Here is a 17901-nt window from a genome sequence, read left to right as displayed (position 1 = left end):
ATCATACGACATTCAACCTCACCCGACGATGCTGCGTAAACCCTTATCCGGAAAGACCCTACCCTTGAGCGACCAGCAAACCGCTTGCGTCACCTTTCCCCTCGTTGTACGATGACATACAACGACATCGCCAATTCGGCTCGTATGCCGTTCCCGACGAACCCAGCACTCGCGCTAGACGGACGACCCCAACCATGACTTCACCGCAAGAACTCAAACAGATCATCTCCCACGGCCTGCTGTCGTTTCCGCTGACGGATTTCGACGCCGACGGCAGCTTCCGCCCGAGCACCTATGCCGAGCGCCTGGAATGGCTCGCGCCGTACGGTGCGAGCGCGCTGTTCGCGGCCGGCGGCACCGGTGAATTCTTCTCGCTCACGCAGCGCGAGTATTCGGACGTGATCCGCGTCGCAACGGAAACCTGCAAGGGCAAGGTGCCGATCCTCGCCGGCGCGGGCGGTGCGACGCGCGTCGCGATCGAGTATGCGCAGGAAGCGGAGCGCCTCGGCGCGAGCGGCGTGCTGCTGATGCCGCACTACCTGACCGAGGCGAGCCAGGAAGGGATCGCCGATCACGTCGAGCAGGTGTGCCGCGCGCTGAAGATCGGCGTCGTGGTGTACAACCGCGCGAATTCGAAGCTGAATGCCGACATGCTCGAGCGCCTCGCCGACCGTTGCCCGAACCTGATCGGCTTCAAGGACGGTGTCGGCGAAATCGAGAGCATGGTCACGATCCGCCGCCGCCTCGGCGACCGCTTCGCGTACCTCGGCGGCCTGCCGACGGCGGAAGTCTATGCGGCCGCATACAAGGCGCTCGGCGTGCCGGTGTATTCGTCGGCCGTGTTCAACTTCATCCCGAAGACGGCGATGGAATTCTACGAAGCGATCGCGAAAGACGACCACGCCACCGTCGGCCGCCTGATCGACGACTTCTTCCTGCCGTACCTGAAGATCCGCAATCGCCGCGCAGGTTATGCGGTCAGCATCGTGAAGGCGGGCGCGAAGCTCGTCGGCCATGACGCAGGCCCGGTGCGTGCACCGCTCGTCGATCTCAACGACGAAGAAGTCGCGCAGCTCGACGTGCTGATCAAGAAGATGGGCCCGCAGTAAGCGGGGATGGCCGGCGCGGGGCCCTGATCGGCGCCGCGCCGGCCGGTTGTTGCGTCGCGCGCCGGTTCGACGGTGTTGCGACCGTTCGCAGCACTATCCGCGCACGCACCCGCCGCGATGCGTGACGCCTCCGGCGCAGCGCTTCGCCTGACGCCGCCCCGCCTTGCAGGCCGTCCGGCCCCGTCACATCTGCGCGATGATCCCGACGATCCGGTGACGCACGTTCGCGAGCCTCACCCGCGTCGCCTCGATCTGGCCCTGCGTGCCCGCACGCGTACGAGCATTCGATTCGCCGTCGAGGATCTGTCCGAGCACGTCGCGGTCGACGACCGCATCGAAGAACCGGCCGACCGTGATCGTCGCCGACTGCTTCGCAGTCGCGAGCTGGCTGTTCGCCTGCATCAACGCTTCGGTGCGCAGATTCGAGTCGCGTTCGTCGATGCCGCGCCGATACTGGAGCGCGAACACCAGCGCTTCCATGTCCTGCCGGAAACGGCGCACGGCCTGCCCGAACACGAGCGAATGCGTGTCGGCGCCCATGACGAGCCGCCCCTGGTTAATCGTCACGTCGAATTCGCTGCCGCCCAAGTCGCGCTGAAATTCCAGCAGCGCATTCGCGAGCACGCGCCCTTCGCTGTATTGGCCGATCTGGGTGCGCACGGATTTAGCGACGTCGCCGATCGCTTTCCACAATCCGGCCGCGAACAGGTGATCGCCACGCTTGTTGATGTTCATTGGAGGTTCCCTCGGTGTTTTTTTCGGTCTCTCAGGCTTGCCTGCGGGCCGGCTGGGCCGAGGCTTCGCTACTGTAGGAGAAATTCGGGGAACGGGGAAGGCGCCATTTACGACCGTTTTACACTCGGTACCGCCACGCCGACCACCCGATCCGACACCACGCCTGCTCACCCCCTATCGGCACACCGCATCACGAGCGACATCAATCGGTGACATAACTGATGCCTCGATCTTTTCGGAGCCGATCATGCGCACCACCTTATCGCTGGACGACGCCCTGCTCGCCAAAGCGCAGCAGTTGACCGGCGTCACCGAAAAATCGGCGCTGGTCAGAGAAGCGCTGCGTGCGCTGATTGCTCGTGAAAGCGCACGACGGCTGGCGCGCCTCGGCGGCACCGAACCCGATCTCGAATCCGTCCCGCGCCGTCCATCGGAGCCAGCATGATTCTTGTCGACACTTCGGTCTGGATCGATCACCTGAGCGCTGGCGATGCAACGCTCACCACGCTGCTGGAAGCCGAACGGGTATTGATCCATCCGTTCGTCGCCGGCGAACTTGCGCTCGGCAGCTTGCGTGATCGCGAAACCGTGCTGGATGCGCTACGCGACCTCCCCGCCGCCGCGGCAGCAACCGATGACGAAGTTCAACGCATGATCGACGTCGCGCCACTTTACGGACTCGGCATCGGTTACGTCGATGCCCACCTGCTCGCGTCGGTCCGACTGACCAGCGGCAGCAAGCTGTGGACACGCGACCGCCGTCTGCTGGCTGCGGCCGAACGTCTGCAACTCGCCGCCCACCCCGCTCACTGACCGAACAAACCCGGCAGCACCGAAATCCATCATGCAAAAAAGGCGGAAGCGGCCCACCGGCCACTTCCGCCTTTTGGTTTCCGCGTGCAGACACCGACCCCGACGCACCGGCCGCCGGGAATCCCGCCCTCAGCCGATCCTGCCCGTCACTCCACCTTCCCGTCCCGCAGCCGCGGAATCGCGAGCGGATTCTTCTCCTGCAGCCCTTCCGGCAGCAGATCGTCCGGGAAATCCTGGTAGCACACCGGCCGCAGGAAACGATCGATCGCCGTCGCGCCGACCGACGTGACGGCCGGGTTCGACGTCGCGGGGAACGGCCCGCCATGCACCATCGCGTCACACACCTCGACGCCGGTCGGGTAGCCGTTCACGAGCAGACGCCCGGCCTTGCGTTCGAGGATCGGCAGCAGGCGGCGGGCGAGCGGCTTGTCGTCGGCGTCCATCTGGAGCGTGGCCGTCAGCTGGCCCTCGAGCGCGTCGAGCACGCGCGCGACTTCGTCGAGATCGCGGCAGCGCACGATCAGCGACGCCGGCCCGAACACCTCGTGGCTGAACGCCGGCTCGGCCAGGAATGCCTGCGCGCCGACTTCGTACAGCGCGCCGCCGGCCTGGCAATCGGTCTGCGCGGCTTCGCCCGCGCCGATTTCGCGCACGCCCGGCAGTTCGGCCAGCTTGCCGCGGCCGTTGCGATACGCATCGGCAATGCCGCGCGTAAGCATCACGCCGGCCGGCTTCTTCGCGAGCGCCTGCGCGGCGATGGTCTCGAAGCGGTCGAGATCGGGGCCGTCGATCGCGAGCACGAGGCCCGGGTTGGTACAGAACTGGCCGACGCCGAGCGTCAGCGAATCGACGAAGCCCGTCGCGATCGCGTCGCCGCGCGCGGCGAGTGCCGCCGGGAACAGCACGACAGGGTTGATGCTGCTCATTTCCGCGTAGACGGGAATCGGCTGCGGCCGCGCGTTCGCGAGCTGCACGAGCGCCATGCCGCCCTGCCGCGACCCCGTGAAGCCGACGGCCTGGACCGCCGGATGGCTGACGAGCGCCGCGCCGACCACACGGCCGGGGCCGACCAGCAGCGAGAACACGCCGGCCGGCATGCCGGTTTTCGCGACGGCGGCGCGGATCGCGCGGCCGACCAGCTCGGACGTGCCGAGGTGCGCCTCGTGCGCCTTCACGATCACCGGGCAGCCGGCCGCGAGTGCCGACGCCGTATCGCCGCCTGCCACCGAGAACGCGAGCGGGAAATTGCTCGCACCGAACACGACGACGGGCCCGAGCCCGACTTTCTGCAGCCGCAGGTCCGAGCGCGGCAGCGGCGTGCGGGCAGGCTGCGCGGGATCGATCGACGCGGCGAGGAAGCGGCCGTCGCGCACGACGCGCGCGAACAGCCGGAGCTGGCCGACGGTGCGGCCGCGCTCACCCTGCAGCCGCGCGACGGGCAGGCCCGTTTCGGCGTGTGCGCGCTCGATCAGCGCGTCGCCGAGTGCGACGATTTCATCGGCGATCGCGTCGAGAAACGCCGCGCGGGCCGCGAGCGGCTGCGCGCGGTACGCGTCGAACGCGTCACGCGCGAGTTCGCAGGCGCGCTCGACATCGGCCTGCGCCGCGACGCCGAACGCCGGCGCGTCGATCGGCGCGCCCTTCGACGGGTTGAACGCGCGCAAGGTACCGGCCGAGCCGACTACCGCTTCGGCGCCGATCAGCATCTCTCCTGTCAGTTGCATGGGTGTGCTCCGTGGTTCGGGAATAGGTGGCTCATTGTAGCCCAACAGATATGATGTCCGCCCACCAAACATCAATATTCACGCCAACTGCCGGACCAGCGCCAATGCGCGAGAAATCCTTATTCCACGAGAGAATCCCCGGAGTTATTACCATTTCACGTCATCATCGCGAGGGAAAACCCGAGGTTTCTGCGTTTGCTTATTGCCAATAAACTGCCGTCATGTCATACGACGACGTACATTAAAGTGCCTAATCAGACCACCTCCCGCGACCTTCCGCTCGACCTCGCCCGCACCGCGCGCCGGACCGCCGTGCGCTACTGGATCCTGGCAATGCTGTTCGTCGTCACGACGCTCAACTATGCGGACCGCGCGACGCTGTCGATCACCGGCACGCCGATCCGCAAGGCGTTCGGCATCGATCCGGTGACGATGGGCTACATCTTCTCGGCGTTCAGCTGGGCGTACGTGCTCGCGCAACTGCCGAGCGGCTGGCTGCTCGATCGGTTCGGCGCACGGCGCGTGTATGCGGCAAGCATCTTCCTGTGGTCGGCATTCACGCTGCTGCAGAGCACGATCGGCCTCGGCGGCAGCGCCGCGTTCGCGGTCGCCGCGCTGTTCGCGATGCGCTTCGCGGTCGGTATCGCCGAAGCACCCGCCTTTCCCGCGAACGCGAAAGTCGTCGCGAGCTGGTTCCCGACCGCCGAGCGCGGCACCGCGTCCGCGATCTTCAACGCCGCGCAGTACTTCGCGGCCGTGGTGTTCTCGCCGCTGATGGCGTGGCTCACGCATGCGTACGGCTGGCACCAGGTGTACCTGTGGCTCGGCCTCGCGGGCGTCGCGCTCGCGTTCCTGTGGCTGCGCGTGATGAAGGACCCGGCCGACCATCCGGCCGTGAACCGCGCGGAACTCGAGCACATCGAGCAGGGCGGCGGCCTCGTGCGCACGACCGTGCGCGGCACCGACGGCCAGCGCTCGGAAGGCAGCCGCGTCGCCGGCTGGTACTACGTGCGCCAGCTGCTGTCGAACCGGATGCTGATCGGCGTGTATCTCGGCCAGTATTGCGTGAACGTGCTCACGTACTTCTTCCTCACGTGGTTTCCGATCTACCTCGTGCAGGCGCGCGGGATGTCGCTGCTGAAGGCCGGCTTCATGACGTCGCTGCCCGCGATCTGTGGGTTCCTCGGCGGCGTGCTCGGCGGGATGCTGTCGGACGGGCTGATCCGCCGCGGCGTGTCGCTCACGCTCGCGCGCAAGATCCCGATCGTCGGCGGGATGGCGCTGTCGATGGTCATCATCGGCTGCAACTACGTCGATAGCGAAGCGCTCGTCATCGTGCTGATGGCCGTGTCGTTCTTCGGCAAGGGCATCGGCTCGCTCGGCTGGGCCGTCGTCGCGGATACCGCGCCGAAGGAAGCGATCGGCCTGTCGGGCAGCCTGTTCAACATGTTCGGCAACACGGCCGGCATCGTCGCGCCGATCGCGATCGGCTACCTTGTCGGCGCGAGCGGCTCGTTCAACGGCGCACTCGTGTTCGTCGGGCTGAACGCACTCGTCACGGTATTCAGCTATCTCGTGATCGTGAAGGACATCAGGCGCGTCGAATTGCGCCATCGCGACGCGTGAGATGCGACGAACAGGAAGGAAATGGAACACGACGGCGGCCGCGAAAACGGCCGCCGTTTTTGCGTCAGGTCGACGAATGCGCGACGCGCAGCATGTCGTGCACGCCGGACGTCATCAGCGCGAGAAACGCGAGCAGGCCGACATAACACAGCGCGTACGTCGTCTTCGTCTCGATCGACGTCGCGTAGTACACGCGGTTCTCCGGCGCATCGGGATCGTAGCGCCACGCGCGCCGTAGCTGCGGCAGCGCGAGGATCGCCATCACGATCAGCAGCGGGCTCGGGCGGTACACGAACAGCGCGATCAGCACGGGTACGCCCGCGAACCAGATGCGCGGCGACAGCACCGCGGTGATCCGCCCGCCGTCGAACGGCGACAGCGGAATCATGTTGAACAAGTTGAGGAAGAAGCCTGTGTACGACAGCGCGAGCAGCAGGTTGCTGTCGTAGTGGCGCGCGGCCGCGTAGCAGGCCAGCGCACCGAGCGTGCCGACGAACGGCCCGGCGAGCCCGACGTACGCCTCGGTTTCCGCGTCGTGCGGCATCTCCTTCAACTGGATCCACGCGCCGACGAACGGGATGAAGGTCGGCAGCCCGACGTCGAGCCCGCGCCGCTGTGCGGCCATGTAGTGGCCGGCCTCGTGCACCAGCAGCAATGCAACGAAACCGGCCGCGAACCGCCAGCCGTAGAACAGCGCGTAGACCGCGATCGACGCCAGCATGGTGCCCGCCGACACGAGCACCTTGCCGAGCTTGAGGCCGCCGAAGATCAGCAGCAACAGCTTCGTCATTCCTTGCGCTCCGTGCCGGATGCGTCGGATGCGTCGGCGACGGCCGGCACCGCGGCCGGCTTCGGCTTGCGCCCGAAGAAGCGCTTCAGCGCCGCGCCGCCGGCCAGCAGCGCGACCGCGCCGACCTTGAAGAACTTCACCGCGAACGCGCCGATCAGCGCGAGCAGGCCGAGCTTCTTCGCGCCGACGCCGACGATCAGCGCCGCGAGGCCATACTCGGCGACGTGGTCGGTCGACTTGTTGAAGTCGGCGTAGCGCTTGCCGTCGTTGAAGCTGATGTTCGACAGCAGCTCGTCGGCCGACGCCTTGTATTTCGGCAGATCGGCGAGCGTCGACGCCATCGTCAGCGACAGGTAGCCGTCGCGGCCGAGCACGAGCGTCCGGTAGTTCACGCCGTCGTTCTCGGCGTTCGGGGCCGCGCCCTTGTCGCGGATGATCGCGGACCATACGAGCCGATGCGTGGCCGCATCATATGCGGGCGCCTTCGCCCAGCCGACCACCTCGGTTTCCGGCAGGCCGCGTTCCTTGCGCCCGGGGTTGTCTTCCTCGGTGCCGGACTGCAGGCTCTTCAGCAGTTCGTCGGGCTTCCAGTCCTTCGCGTCGTCGTCGCGAATATAGCCGCTCGGCTCGAACGACACGACCGAGATCCAGTCGGCGTCGGGATCGTCGGGCAGCACGAGGCCGACCAGCTTCGTTTCGTCGATCGAGTTGCCCATCGAGCGCAGGTAGCGGCCAGCTTCGGCAGCCGGCACGAACGATTCGCCGGCTTTCAGCTTCAGCACGGCTTCGTGTTTCACATCGATGTCGGTCGGGCCCTTCACGACCGCGTCGTTGGCGGCCGCGGCGGCGGCCCTCATTTCCACCTGAGCCGCTTCGGTCTGCGCGTGGCCGCTGATCGCGGTGAATGCAAGCGTCGCCACGCAGGCGAGCCGGACGGCAAGTTTTTTCATTGTTGGATTCCCCTGGAATGCCTTGTCGTAAATATGCACGGCGTCGGCCCATGCGTTTTCAATCGCGGGTCCGGCGTCGTCTCTCAGTTGGCACGGGGGCTATGGTAACGCAGCGCCGTGATACGCCCGGGGAACGGCGCGACGCTTACGTCGCAGGTAATGCCCAAGGTGCGCGGGATTGCCTATCATCTGCTGCATGAACCCGACCGCCGCCCTCCATTCGCCCTCCCCGTCCGCCGGCCGCGCAGCCGGCATCGGCCCGCTGCTGCGCACGTGGCGCCAGCGCCGGCGCCTGAGCCAGATGGCGCTCGCGCTCGACGCGGAAGTCTCCGCGCGTCACCTGAGCTTCGTCGAGTCGGGCCGCGCGCAGCCGAGCCGCGAGATGGTGCTGCATCTCGCCGAGCGTCTCGACGTGCCGCTGCGCGAACGCAATGCGCTGCTCGTCGCGGCCGGCTTCGCGCCGCTGTTTCGCGAACGGCCGTTTTCGGATCCGCAGCTCGATGCCGCGCGCCATGCGGTCGAAGCCGTGCTGCGCGGCCACGAGCCCTACCCGGCGCTCGCCGTGGACCGCCACTGGACGTTGCTCGCCGCGAACCGGATGCTCGGCGCACTGGTCGCGCAGGCCGATCCGTCGTTGCTGCAACCGCCCGTCAACGTGCTGCGGCTGAGCCTGCATCCGGATGGAATCGCATCGCAGATCGTCAACTGGCATGAATGGCGCGCGCACATCCTGCATCGGCTGCAGCGGCAGATCGATGCAAGCGGCGACCGCACGCTGCACGCGCTACGCGACGAGCTCGCCGCGTATCCGGCGCCGGCCGGGCAACCCGACGACCCGCCGGCGCGCGCCGACTTCGCGGATATCGCCGTGCCGCTAAGGCTGCGCACGGCGGCCGGCGAGCTGACGTTCTTCAGCACAACGACAGTGTTCGGCACGCCGGTCGACGTGACACTGTCGGAGCTGGCGATCGAGGCGTTTTTTCCCGCGAATCCGGAGACGGTGGAAGCAATGCGGGCGCTGGCGGACGCATTGCCGGTGCAGTAACGCGTGCTGTCGGCGCCATCGCGCCGGCGGCACGCGTACGAGGTAACGGCGATCAGCGGCGCTCGAGCGCCAGCTTCACACCCAGCCCCAGCAGGACCACCCCGCTGACGCGGTGCATGCGCGTCAGTATCCGCGGGTTGCGGCGGATCGATGCCGACAGCAGGCCGGCGAACACGGCAACCGGCCCCTTGACGAGAAACGTCAGGCCGGCAAAGGTCGCGCCCAGCACGAACAGCGACAGCATCGGATGCGCGGCGCCCGCCGGCACGAATTGCGGCAGGAACGCGAGATAGAAAAGCGCGACCTTCGGATTCGACACGTTGGACAGCGCGCCTTGCGCGAACGTGCGAAGCCGCGATGCCTGCGCGCCGTCGCCGCTCGCGAGCGTCAATTCGCCCGACGAGCGCAACAGCGTGATGCCGAGGTACAGCAGGTACAACGCGCCGACCACCTTCAGCGCCGTGAACAGCCATGCGGATGCCTGAAGCAGCGCGCCGAGCCCGAGCGTCGCGAGCATCGTGTGCACGAGCAGTCCGACGCTGACGCCCGCGGCGGTCACGAGGCCCGCGCGCGTGCCGCCGGACAGCGTGCGCGACATCACGAGAACCATGTCCTGACCCGGCGTGACGATGATCAGCAGCGACGTTGCGATGAATGGAAGCCAGGATAGATGCGACATGGGATAGCTCCTGAACGGGATGGCCGACGGGCGGGAATCGCCCGGCCTGTCGTCAGATTATCGGCGCCTTCCCATGGAGATTGGATGCGTATTCGGCTACTTCGACTCTCGTAATTGGCGCTATTCTCTAGCATTCACCGATCGGGTAGTCAAAAATGCCAACCAAACTGGACGCGATCGACCGGCGCATTCTGCGTGCTTTGCAACAGAATTCGAACCAGACGAATGCGGAACTCGCGCAACAGGCCGGGCTGTCCGCCACGCCCTGCCTGCGCCGCGTGCACTTGCTCGAAGAACAGGGCGTGATCGACGCGTATGTCGCGCTGCTGAACCCGGCCGCCGTCGACCTGCGATTCACGGCGTTCGTGCGCGTCACGCTCGAGCGCCAGGACAAGAAGACGGTCGAACGCTTCGCGCGCGAGATGGAACAAGCGCCCGAAGTGCTCGAATGCCACCTGATGGCCGGCAGCTACGACTACCTGCTGCGCGTGATCGCCCGCGATCTCGACGATTACCAACGCTTCCAGATGGAGACGCTCACGCAGATCGAAGGCGTCCGCAACGTCGAAACCGAGATTCCGCTGAAGCGCATCAAGCAGACGGTTCGCTTGCCGATCTAGGTGTCGAGGAACGTCACGGCCTGCCCCTGCGGCTCCCCGTTCAGCGCACCGTCGCGCACCACGACCTGCCCGCGCACGACCGTATGCACGGGCCAGCCCGTGACCGCGCACCCGTCGTACGGTGTCCAGCCGCATATGCTGGCGATCCATTCGTCGCGAATGATCCGCCGCGCGTGCAGGTCGACGATGCTGAAATCGGCGTCGTAGCCCACCGCAATGCGCCCTTTGCCCGCGATGCCGAAAACGCGCGCCGGCCCGGCGCTGGTCAGGTCGACCAGCCGTTCGAGGCTCAGGCGGCCCGCATGCACGTGATCGAGCATCAGCGGCAGCAACGTCTGCACGCCGGTCATCCCGCTCGGCGACTGCGGATAGGGCCGGCGCTTTTCGTCGCGCGTATGCGGCGCGTGATCGCTGCCGATCACGTCGACCACGCCGTCGCGAACGGCCTGCCACAGCGCGTCCTGATGATGCCGCTCACGCACGGGCGGATTCATCTGCGCGAACGTGCCGAGCCGTTCGTAGCAATCGGGCGCATGCAGGCTCAGGTGATGCGGGGTGACCTCGACGGTCACGCGACGCCGATGCCGAGCGAGCCACGCCATTTCCTCGGCGGTGGACACGTGCAGCACATGCAGCCGGCGGCCCGTCTCGGCGGCCAGCCCGACGATGCGCCGCGTCGCATCCAGCGCGCTTTGCGGGTCGCGCCAGCGCGGATGGTCGCGCACGTCGCCGCTTGCCTCCACGAGCGCCCGGCGTTCGCGTAGCCGCGCTTCGTCCTCCGCGTGCACGGCCATGCGCCGCCGCCCGTTGCGCACGATCCGGCGCAGCACGGCTTCGTCGTCGGCCAGCAGGTCGCCGAACGAACTGCCCATGAAGACCTTCACGCCCGCGCAGCCCGGCAGGGTTTCAAGCGTCGGCAACCATTCGGCGTTCACGGCCGAGCCGCCGATGTAGAACGCGTAGTCGCACCACGCACGGCCGCGCGCCCGCTCCAGCTTGGCCTGCAGATCCTGCGCGGTCAGCGTCAGCGGATGCGTATTGGGCATCTCGAAAATCGTCGTGACGCCGCCGAGCACCGCGCCGCGCGTGCCGGCCTCGATGGTCTCCTTGTGCGTCAGGCCCGGTTCGCGGAAATGCACCTGGCTGTCGACGACACCCGGCAGCACATGCAGGCCGCCGGCATCCAGGAGGACGTCGGCGCTCCAGGTGCCGTGCAACGCACCCAGCGCGACGACGCGGCCGTCCACGCACGCGACGTCGATCCGCTCGGCACCGTTGGGCGTCATCGCCGTGCCACCGTGCACGAGCAGGTCGACATGGCGTCGCTTCAGCGCGTCGGTCGCGCCTCCTTCACGTCGAACGGATTCGTCCATGACTCAGAACTCGTTCTGGATGTGCTTGTAGCCCAGCACCAGGGCATTGTTCGTACGCGCGACGTCCTCGGAGAAGTCGCTCGCGTCGGCCGTCACCTGCGGCAAGGCGGCGAGATCGGTTTCCGGCCCGATGCGCTCGGTCGAGCGCACGTAGAAACCCGGCGGCAGGTGGCAGCCGTCGACGACGGCGTTGTAGCGCACCACGCAGCCGTCGTCGATGGTGCAGTTGAACAGCACGCTGTTGAAGCCGACGAACACGCCGTTGCCGACCTTGCACGGCCCGTGGACGATCGCGCGGTGCGCAATCGACGTGTGCTGGCCGATGGTGACGCTCGCGCCCGACTTCGAATGGATCACCACGCCGTCCTGGATGTTCGAATGCGCTCCGATCACGATCGGCGCGATCCGGCCGCCATCGTCCGTTTCGTCGGCTCGGATCACCGCGTACGGGCCGATGAACACGTTCTCCTCGACGATCACGAGCCCGCACAGAATGGCGGTCGGATCGACGAATGCACTCGGATGTATCTGCGGCAAGTCGCCGCGCGGATTCTTTCTGATCATCAGGATTCCTGCGTTGAAATGGAGCGACCGCGCTTGATGCGCTCGAACAGGCCCGGATCGCGCCACTGCCCGGCGATGGCCGGCGCGAACACGATGTCGTCCAGGTCGATGCGGCCCATGCGCGGGTTGAACGCATCGTCGCGAAAACACTGCGCGTAACCGGTCTCGGTCTCGTGAACGATGATCGAATGCAGCCGCACGCCGGCTTCGCCGTTCGACATGCGCGTGCAGGACAGCGCCGCATCGACGAGGCGAAACAACACGCGCGAGAACTGCTCGGCGCTCGGCGACACGGGCAGCAGCACCCAGCGCTCGGAATGCCGGCGCATGCTCTCGACATAGCACGGGTCGTCATCCGACCATAGCGTCACCGCATGGTCGAACGCGTCGATCAGGTCGCGCACGTCGCCCTTGAGCAGCCCGAAGTCGTAGATCATCTGCCCGTGATCCAGCGCATGCGCTTCCAGCAGCAACTCGACACGGTACGAATGGCCGTGAATCGAATGCGAGCAGCGCCGCGTGCTGCAGCCGCGCACCACGTGCGCGTTCTCGAACCGGAACAGCTTGCGAATCAGCATGCGTCGGCGCCTTCGCGAACCGGCGCGGCCCAGGCCACCGCATCGTGCGGATGCAGGCTTTCCAGATGGCGCACGTGCACGCGCGGGTTCGCATGGCGGCCGTCGAGCGCGGCCTGGACCCGGCGTGCGGCATCCTCGACGAACATCAGGTTCCCGCCGTTCAGCACCGCGAACGCCTGCTCGTCCGCGCGCTTGACGGCCGTCTGCACCGGCGTGCCGAGCGCGTGCTCGATGCGATCGATCAGGTCGATCAGCCCCAGCGTCGCGCCATCCGCCGGCAGCCCCACGCTGACGACGGCTTCGCTACGCTGGCTGTGCGGCGTAGCCGCCGTCGCATGCCGTTTCAGCCACGCGGCGACCGCCTCCGGTTCCACGCGATCGTCGCGGCCGAACGCAGCCAGGAACGCCTGCTCGACCCAGTGCCGCGACAGCGCGGCCGAGCACGGGCACGTCGACGAATAGACGACCGTCACCTCCGAGCGCAACTCGAACCCGAAGTCGGTCAACGTCGCGTCGATCCGAACCGGATAGGCCTTCCACCCGGCGAGCCCGTCAGTCACCAGCGCGGCGCGGCGCGCCAGCAGGTCGAAGCGCAGCCGTAGCCGCGCACTGCGCGTGTCGCAGTCGCGATGGCTGTCGACCATCGCATGCAGCACATGCCGGAGGCCGGCCGGCGACAGCGCCGCACCATCGCCGAGCCCGTCGAGCAGCCGGTACAGCCGCGACATGTGGATGCCCTTCACGTGCGGCGCGGGAAGGTCGACCTGCACGTCGGCGCGTGCATGCACGTCGCGCCGGCAGCCGGGCTCGGCCACCGCAACGGGCAGGTCGATGCCCTGCATGCCGACCCATTCGAGCGGGCGGCGGCCCGGCGCGGCATCGGTCAGGGAGATATCGGGAAGGGGTGCATTCATGCTCGGGGTCCGGTGGAGCGCCTTCTCCATCCGGATCGATGCAGGAAGCGCGTTCAGGTCAGGGCCAGTCGCGAAACGGGTTGTCCCACGTGGTCCAGTGTTCGGGGCCGGTGGCCATCTCGGCGTCGGTCAGCAGACACGCGTCGAAGCGCGCGCGCAGCGCGGGCTCGTCCATGTCCATGCCGATCAGCACGAGTTCCTGCCGCGCGTCGCCGACGCGTTCGTCCCAGCGCGCGCGGATCTGCGCGACGGCTTCCGCGTCCTGCGGCCAGCGCTCGGGCGGCACGGCCGCCCACCAGTGGCCGGCCGGCCCGTGCCGCGCGACCGCGCCGGCCTGCGACCACGAACCGGCGACGGTCGGATGGGTGGCGAGCCAGTAAAACCCCTTCGAGCGGACGACGCCCGGCCATTCGCTTTCGACGAGATCGAAGAAGCGCTGCGGATGGAACGGCCGCCGCGCGCGGTAGACGAAGCTGCGGATGCCGTACTCGTCAGTCTCGGGCGTGTGCGTGCCGCGCAGCTCCTGCAGCCAGCCCGGCGCGCGCGACGCCGCGTCGAAATCGAACAGGCCCGTGTCGAGCACGCGCTCGAGCGGCACCTTGCCGAATTCGGCGATCTCGATCCGTGCCCGCGGGTTCAAGCCGCGCAGCAGCGCGACCAGCCGCTCGCGTGCGCTGTCGTCGATCAGGTCGATCTTGTTGATCACGATCACGTCGCAGAACTCGATCTGGTCGATCAGCAGATCGACCACCGTGCGCGCATCCTCGTCGCCCATTGATTCACCGCGCGACTGCAGGCTGTCGCGCGATGCGTAGTCGCGCAGGAAATTGAACGCATCGACCACCGTCACCATCGTGTCGAGCCGCGCGACTTCGCCGAGGCTGCGGCCGTCCTCGCCTTCGAACGTGAACGTCTCGGCCACCGGCAACGGCTCCGAGATGCCGGTCGACTCGATCACGAGCTGGTCGAAACGCCCTTCGCGCGCGAGCCGGTCGACCTCGATCAGCAGATCCTCGCGCAGCGTGCAGCAGATGCAGCCGTTGCTCATCTCGACCAGCTTCTCGTCGGTGCGCGACAGCCCCGCGCCGCCGTCGCGGACGAGCGCCGCGTCGATGTTGACCTCGGACATGTCGTTGACGATCACCGCGACGCGCCGGCCCTCGCGATTGTTCAGGATGTGGTTGAGCAGCGTCGTCTTGCCGGCGCCGAGGAAGCCGGACAGGACGGTCACGGGAAGACGCGTGGACGGAGGGAGTGCGAGGCTCATCGGGCGATTCCGGAAGGGACGTGGACGATCATCGAGTGATACATTGTATCGCAACGATATAACATATCATTTTGGGCGTCCAGCAGATCGGTCGCGAGGCATCGCTTTCGCACGAACGGACGGCGGCATCCGCACCGCGCGTGGCATGCCGATTGAAAGGTGTGGTTGATAAGCTTGCCGGCGAGACCGTTGGCCGACTCCCCACACGATGAACAAGAAAATACTGTCCGCGCTGTCACTCTGCGCCGCGCTGCCCTGCGTCGCGCTCGCCCAATCGATCGCAGCCCCGACGCTGAAGCCCGGCGATACCTGGACCTACATCAACACCGTCGAACTCGGCCCGAACGGCTGGCGCCAGTCGCGTGACGAGATTTCCGTGCAGCGCACGACACCCGGGCACATCTACGTCGAAACCCGGCAAAGCGGCACGACGCAAGCGCCGCGCGAATTGATCGTCGACGCGGACTGGAGCCGGGCGCGCAGCGTCAACGGCACGGAAACCGTGGTGAACCGCCCGCTCGCGTTTCCGCTGACGGTCGGCAAGACCTGGGCGATCAGTTACACCGAGTCGCACCCGAATCCGCAGCACGCGTCGGAAGCGTACGACACGCATTACAAGGTCGTCGGCCCCGACACGGTCACGGTGCAGGGCGGGAAATTCGATGCGATCAAGATCGAGGCCGAAGGCACGTGGAAGGCGCAAGGCGCACCGGGGCAGTCGATCACGTCCGGCGTGTCCCGCAACGTGAACGGCTCGACGATCGTGATGCAAAGCCGCAACAACGGCACGGCGGAACAGACCGGCAAGACCTACAAGGCGTTCTGGTATGTGCCGGCGGTCGGGCGCTGGGTGAAGTCGGTCGAGGAGTACTACGACACGAACGGCGTGCGCACCGCGCGCTATTCGAACGAACTGGCGTCGTACCGGCGCGCGGGAACGGAAGGCAGCGCGCCGCTGGCCGCCCAGCCCGCGCCGGCAGCGGCGCCGCCGGAAGGCACGCCTCCCGGCGATCAATGACCCGGCGCGCGCCCGCTTACGTATAGAGCGACGCCGGCGGCAGTTCGCCCGCCAACGCGAACCGGCCCACATCGCGCAGCCGGTAATCGAGCGGATCGTGCAGCGTATGCGTGCGCGCGTTCCGCCAGAAGCGGTCGAGCCCGAGCGACGCGGCCGTCGCACGCGCGCCGCATGCATCGAACAGTGCCTCGCCGTTGTCGAGCGCCGCGCGCTGCGCGACGATCTTCGCCTCCGATACCGCGAGCGCCGCCTCGGCGCGCTCGTCCGCCGTCAGCGCCTCCTGCCGCGCCCACGCGTGCTGCAATGCGGCCGCCGCGCGATCGGCGAGCGCCGCCGCGGCGAGCGCCCGCACGCGCATGTCGCCGAAGCGCTGCAGCGTGTACGGATCGTCGCCCGCCTGTGCGACATCCGACTGTATCCATGGGCGACCATGCTTCAGCACGTAGTCGCGCGCTTCCGCCAGCGCGCCTTCCGCGAGCCCGACGAACAGGTTCGTCAGCACGAGCTGCGACACGAGCGTGCGCAGCGTCGCGCGCGGTGTCGGCGGCGCTTCGGAGCGGTGCAGCACCTCGTCCGGCGCGAGCGTCACGCCGTCGAAGCGTACGCTGCCGCTGTCGGTCTGGCGCTGGCCGATCGGATCCCAGTCTTCGTTGACCGTGATCCCCGCGCGATCGGTCGGCACCACGCCGAACACGGTGCGGCCGGTGTCCGGATCGTGCGCGGACACCGTCATGCGCTGCGAGCCGCGCGTGCCGGAACAGAAGCCCTTCACGCCGTCGAGCCGGTAGCCGCCGTCGGGCGTCGCCGTGGCCACGAGCCGCGTGTCGAGCGGATTGACCGCATTGCCCCACCACCAGCCGTGCTCGACCGTGCCGCGCAGATAGCGTTCGCGCTGCGCGGCGCTGCCCCACACGTCGACGCTCACCACCTGCAGGCACTGGAACCCGACGAGATGCGCGAGCGCACTGTCGACACGCGCGATCCGCCGGATCGCATCGTAGATCTCGGGCCACGCGGCGTCCTGCCCGCCGAATGCACGCGGCACCGCAAGCGTCAGCAGGCCCGCGTCGGCGAGCCACTGTTTCTCCTGCGCCGCATGACCGCCCGCGCGGTCGCGGGCGGCGGCGGTCGTGCGCAGCGCGTCGATCGCGCGCGCCAGCGCATCGCGGTCGAACGCGCGTGCACGGGAATCCGGCGCGAATGTTGCCGGGCCGCGTGGATCGTTCATGCGAGGGCTTCCTGTTCGACTGCTTCACCCGACAGCGGCACGAGCGCGTCGAGCCGGCGGCCGGTCAGCCGCGCCAGGATCTCGCGCCGCCAGTCGTCGTAGATCGCGCGGTAGTCGGCGATATCCGCGCCGAACACGTGCGCGGTGTGCGCGTACTCGTCGTGCAGGTAACCGTCGAGCCGCGCCTGCATTTCCTCGTCGGCCGCGATCACGCGATCGATCAGCGCGTCGCGCTCGGCCGCCGGCAGCGCCTTCAACGTGTCGAACCACCACTGGACGATCTGCACGCGATGCCACTCCTCGTCCGGCCGGATCCGGTTCTCGCCATGCTCGCGCATCGCGCTGTCGCCGATACGGCCGGTCTTGCGCTGGATCCACAGCTTCGCGAGGATGTGCAGCTCGTAATGCCACTCGAACGCGAGAAAGCCCGCGACGTCGCGTACCGCGATGTCGCCGATGCGCGCCCAGTGCGCGGCGACGAGCCGGTCGACTTCCGGCAGCGGATCGCGCCCCGTCAGTTCGGTCACGCGCTCGCGGCCGATCACCGCGTGTGCGCCGTCGTCGCCGAGCTGGCGCGACAGGATCAGCTGGAAATGCGGATCGTCGCGGAACAGCGTGTCGATCGCCTTCGCGACGACCTGCACGATGAACAGGTCGTGCGACGCCATCTTCGTGTAGTAGTCGGCGACGGCGGCCAGCTCGTCGTCATTGCGCGGCTCGCGCGGCGGCGTGGCCAGCTTGGCCGGGAAGCCCGGACGATGGCGTCGCGCCACGTCGAGAAACAGCGCTTCCTCGAATTGTCCGGTCCATTCGCGCGGCGCGCCGATGGGCAAAGTCATGATGTATCGGTCTCTCAGGATCGTTGATA

General features: G+C 67.6%; 19 protein-coding genes. 7 read left to right on the top strand and 12 right to left on the bottom strand.

Annotated elements, in window-relative coordinates; genetic code table 11:
* Positions 1 to 194 precede the first annotated feature (194 nt).
* The gene (kdgD, locus tag ACPTTF_RS18755) at positions 195 to 1109 is read left to right on the top strand and encodes a 5-dehydro-4-deoxyglucarate dehydratase (RefSeq protein WP_423367717.1); all 915 of its coding nucleotides are present in this window, start codon (positions 195 to 197) and stop codon (positions 1107 to 1109) included.
* Positions 1110 to 1292: 183 nt separating this feature from the next.
* On the opposite strand, the gene ACPTTF_RS18750 is transcribed toward kdgD, so the two are convergent.
* Positions 1293 to 1844: a hypothetical protein gene (locus ACPTTF_RS18750; RefSeq protein ID WP_423367716.1), complete on the bottom strand. Its 552-nt coding sequence runs from the start codon at positions 1842 to 1844 to the stop codon at positions 1293 to 1295.
* A gap of 247 nt (positions 1845 to 2091) precedes the next feature.
* On the opposite strand from ACPTTF_RS18750, the gene ACPTTF_RS18745 reads away from it, so the two are divergent.
* The gene (locus ACPTTF_RS18745; protein ID WP_006752328.1) at positions 2092 to 2289 is read left to right on the top strand and encodes a type II toxin-antitoxin system VapB family antitoxin; all 198 of its coding nucleotides are present in this window, start codon (positions 2092 to 2094) and stop codon (positions 2287 to 2289) included.
* The gene (locus ACPTTF_RS18740; protein ID WP_423367715.1) at positions 2286 to 2657 is read left to right on the top strand and encodes a type II toxin-antitoxin system VapC family toxin; all 372 of its coding nucleotides are present in this window, start codon (positions 2286 to 2288) and stop codon (positions 2655 to 2657) included. The genes ACPTTF_RS18745 and ACPTTF_RS18740 overlap by 4 nt, the downstream gene beginning before the upstream one ends.
* A gap of 146 nt (positions 2658 to 2803) precedes the next feature.
* On the opposite strand, the gene ACPTTF_RS18735 is transcribed toward ACPTTF_RS18740, so the two are convergent.
* Complete coding sequence (locus tag ACPTTF_RS18735; protein ID WP_423367714.1) at positions 2804 to 4381, bottom strand: aldehyde dehydrogenase (NADP(+)); 1578 nt, start codon at positions 4379 to 4381, stop codon at positions 2804 to 2806.
* Positions 4382 to 4627: 246 nt separating this feature from the next.
* Here ACPTTF_RS18735 and ACPTTF_RS18730 point away from each other — a divergent pair, with 246 nt between their 5' ends.
* Positions 4628 to 6007 carry an MFS transporter gene (locus ACPTTF_RS18730; protein ID WP_423367713.1) on the top strand — a complete coding sequence of 460 codons (1380 nt, stop codon included), beginning with the start codon at positions 4628 to 4630 and terminating at the stop codon, positions 6005 to 6007.
* Positions 6008 to 6071: 64 nt separating this feature from the next.
* Here ACPTTF_RS18730 and ACPTTF_RS18725 read toward each other — a convergent pair whose 3' ends face one another.
* Entirely contained in the window at positions 6072 to 6797 is a 726-nt protein-coding gene (locus ACPTTF_RS18725) for a site-2 protease family protein (protein WP_423367712.1), read from the bottom strand.
* A complete protein-coding gene (locus ACPTTF_RS18720) occupies positions 6794 to 7747 on the bottom strand; it encodes a DUF2167 domain-containing protein (RefSeq protein ID WP_423367711.1) in 954 nt (317 codons plus the stop codon). The genes ACPTTF_RS18725 and ACPTTF_RS18720 overlap by 4 nt, the downstream gene beginning before the upstream one ends.
* A gap of 196 nt (positions 7748 to 7943) precedes the next feature.
* On the opposite strand from ACPTTF_RS18720, the gene ACPTTF_RS18715 reads away from it, so the two are divergent.
* Positions 7944 to 8792: a helix-turn-helix domain-containing protein gene (locus tag ACPTTF_RS18715; RefSeq protein WP_423367710.1), complete on the top strand. Its 849-nt coding sequence runs from the start codon at positions 7944 to 7946 to the stop codon at positions 8790 to 8792.
* Positions 8793 to 8844: 52 nt separating this feature from the next.
* On the opposite strand, the gene ACPTTF_RS18710 is transcribed toward ACPTTF_RS18715, so the two are convergent.
* The gene (locus ACPTTF_RS18710) at positions 8845 to 9471 is read right to left on the bottom strand and encodes a LysE family translocator (protein WP_423367709.1); all 627 of its coding nucleotides are present in this window, start codon (positions 9469 to 9471) and stop codon (positions 8845 to 8847) included.
* Positions 9472 to 9626: 155 nt separating this feature from the next.
* Here ACPTTF_RS18710 and ACPTTF_RS18705 point away from each other — a divergent pair, with 155 nt between their 5' ends.
* Positions 9627 to 10091, top strand: a complete 465-nt coding sequence (locus ACPTTF_RS18705) for an Lrp/AsnC family transcriptional regulator (protein WP_048245841.1) — start codon at positions 9627 to 9629, stop codon at positions 10089 to 10091.
* On the opposite strand, the gene ACPTTF_RS18700 is transcribed toward ACPTTF_RS18705, so the two are convergent.
* From ACPTTF_RS18700 to zigA, 5 genes are read right to left on the bottom strand one after another with little or no spacing between them, the layout of a single operon-like run.
* Positions 10088 to 11464 (bottom strand): dihydroorotase, encoded by a 1377-nt coding sequence (locus tag ACPTTF_RS18700; RefSeq protein ID WP_423367708.1) that lies wholly within the window; start codon positions 11462 to 11464, stop codon positions 10088 to 10090. The two genes, ACPTTF_RS18705 and ACPTTF_RS18700, sit on opposite strands and share 4 nt — an antisense overlap.
* A gap of 3 nt (positions 11465 to 11467) precedes the next feature.
* Positions 11468 to 12028 (bottom strand): carbonate dehydratase, encoded by a 561-nt coding sequence (locus tag ACPTTF_RS18695; protein ID WP_166956536.1) that lies wholly within the window; start codon positions 12026 to 12028, stop codon positions 11468 to 11470.
* A complete protein-coding gene (locus tag ACPTTF_RS18690; protein ID WP_423367707.1) occupies positions 12028 to 12606 on the bottom strand; it encodes a 6-pyruvoyl trahydropterin synthase family protein in 579 nt (192 codons plus the stop codon). The genes ACPTTF_RS18695 and ACPTTF_RS18690 overlap by 1 nt, the downstream gene beginning before the upstream one ends.
* Entirely contained in the window at positions 12600 to 13520 is a 921-nt protein-coding gene (gene folE2 / locus ACPTTF_RS18685) for a GTP cyclohydrolase FolE2 (protein ID WP_423367706.1), read from the bottom strand. The genes ACPTTF_RS18690 and folE2 overlap by 7 nt, the downstream gene beginning before the upstream one ends.
* A 58-nt stretch (positions 13521 to 13578) precedes the next feature.
* Positions 13579 to 14787, bottom strand: coding sequence for a zinc metallochaperone GTPase ZigA (zigA, locus tag ACPTTF_RS18680; RefSeq protein ID WP_423367705.1), 1209 nt, complete (start codon positions 14785 to 14787; stop codon positions 13579 to 13581).
* Positions 14788 to 14995: 208 nt separating this feature from the next.
* Between zigA and ACPTTF_RS18675 the strand changes: the two genes are divergently transcribed.
* Positions 14996 to 15805 carry a hypothetical protein gene (locus tag ACPTTF_RS18675; protein WP_423367704.1) on the top strand — a complete coding sequence of 270 codons (810 nt, stop codon included), beginning with the start codon at positions 14996 to 14998 and terminating at the stop codon, positions 15803 to 15805.
* 16 nt (positions 15806 to 15821) lie between these two features.
* On the opposite strand, the gene ACPTTF_RS18670 is transcribed toward ACPTTF_RS18675, so the two are convergent.
* Complete coding sequence (locus tag ACPTTF_RS18670; protein ID WP_423367703.1) at positions 15822 to 17033, bottom strand: acyl-CoA dehydrogenase family protein; 1212 nt, start codon at positions 17031 to 17033, stop codon at positions 15822 to 15824.
* On the bottom strand, positions 17030 to 17872 hold the full coding sequence (locus ACPTTF_RS18665) for a hypothetical protein (protein ID WP_423367702.1): 843 nt from the start codon (positions 17870 to 17872) through the stop codon (positions 17030 to 17032). The genes ACPTTF_RS18670 and ACPTTF_RS18665 overlap by 4 nt, the downstream gene beginning before the upstream one ends.
* Between the last annotated feature and the right edge of the window lie 29 nt (positions 17873 to 17901).

It is taken from the genome of Burkholderia crassaminum, from assembly GCF_964265005.1.
GTDB lineage: Bacteria > Pseudomonadota > Gammaproteobacteria > Burkholderiales > Burkholderiaceae > Burkholderia.
This window is presented reverse-complemented; position numbering and strand designations above follow the sequence as displayed.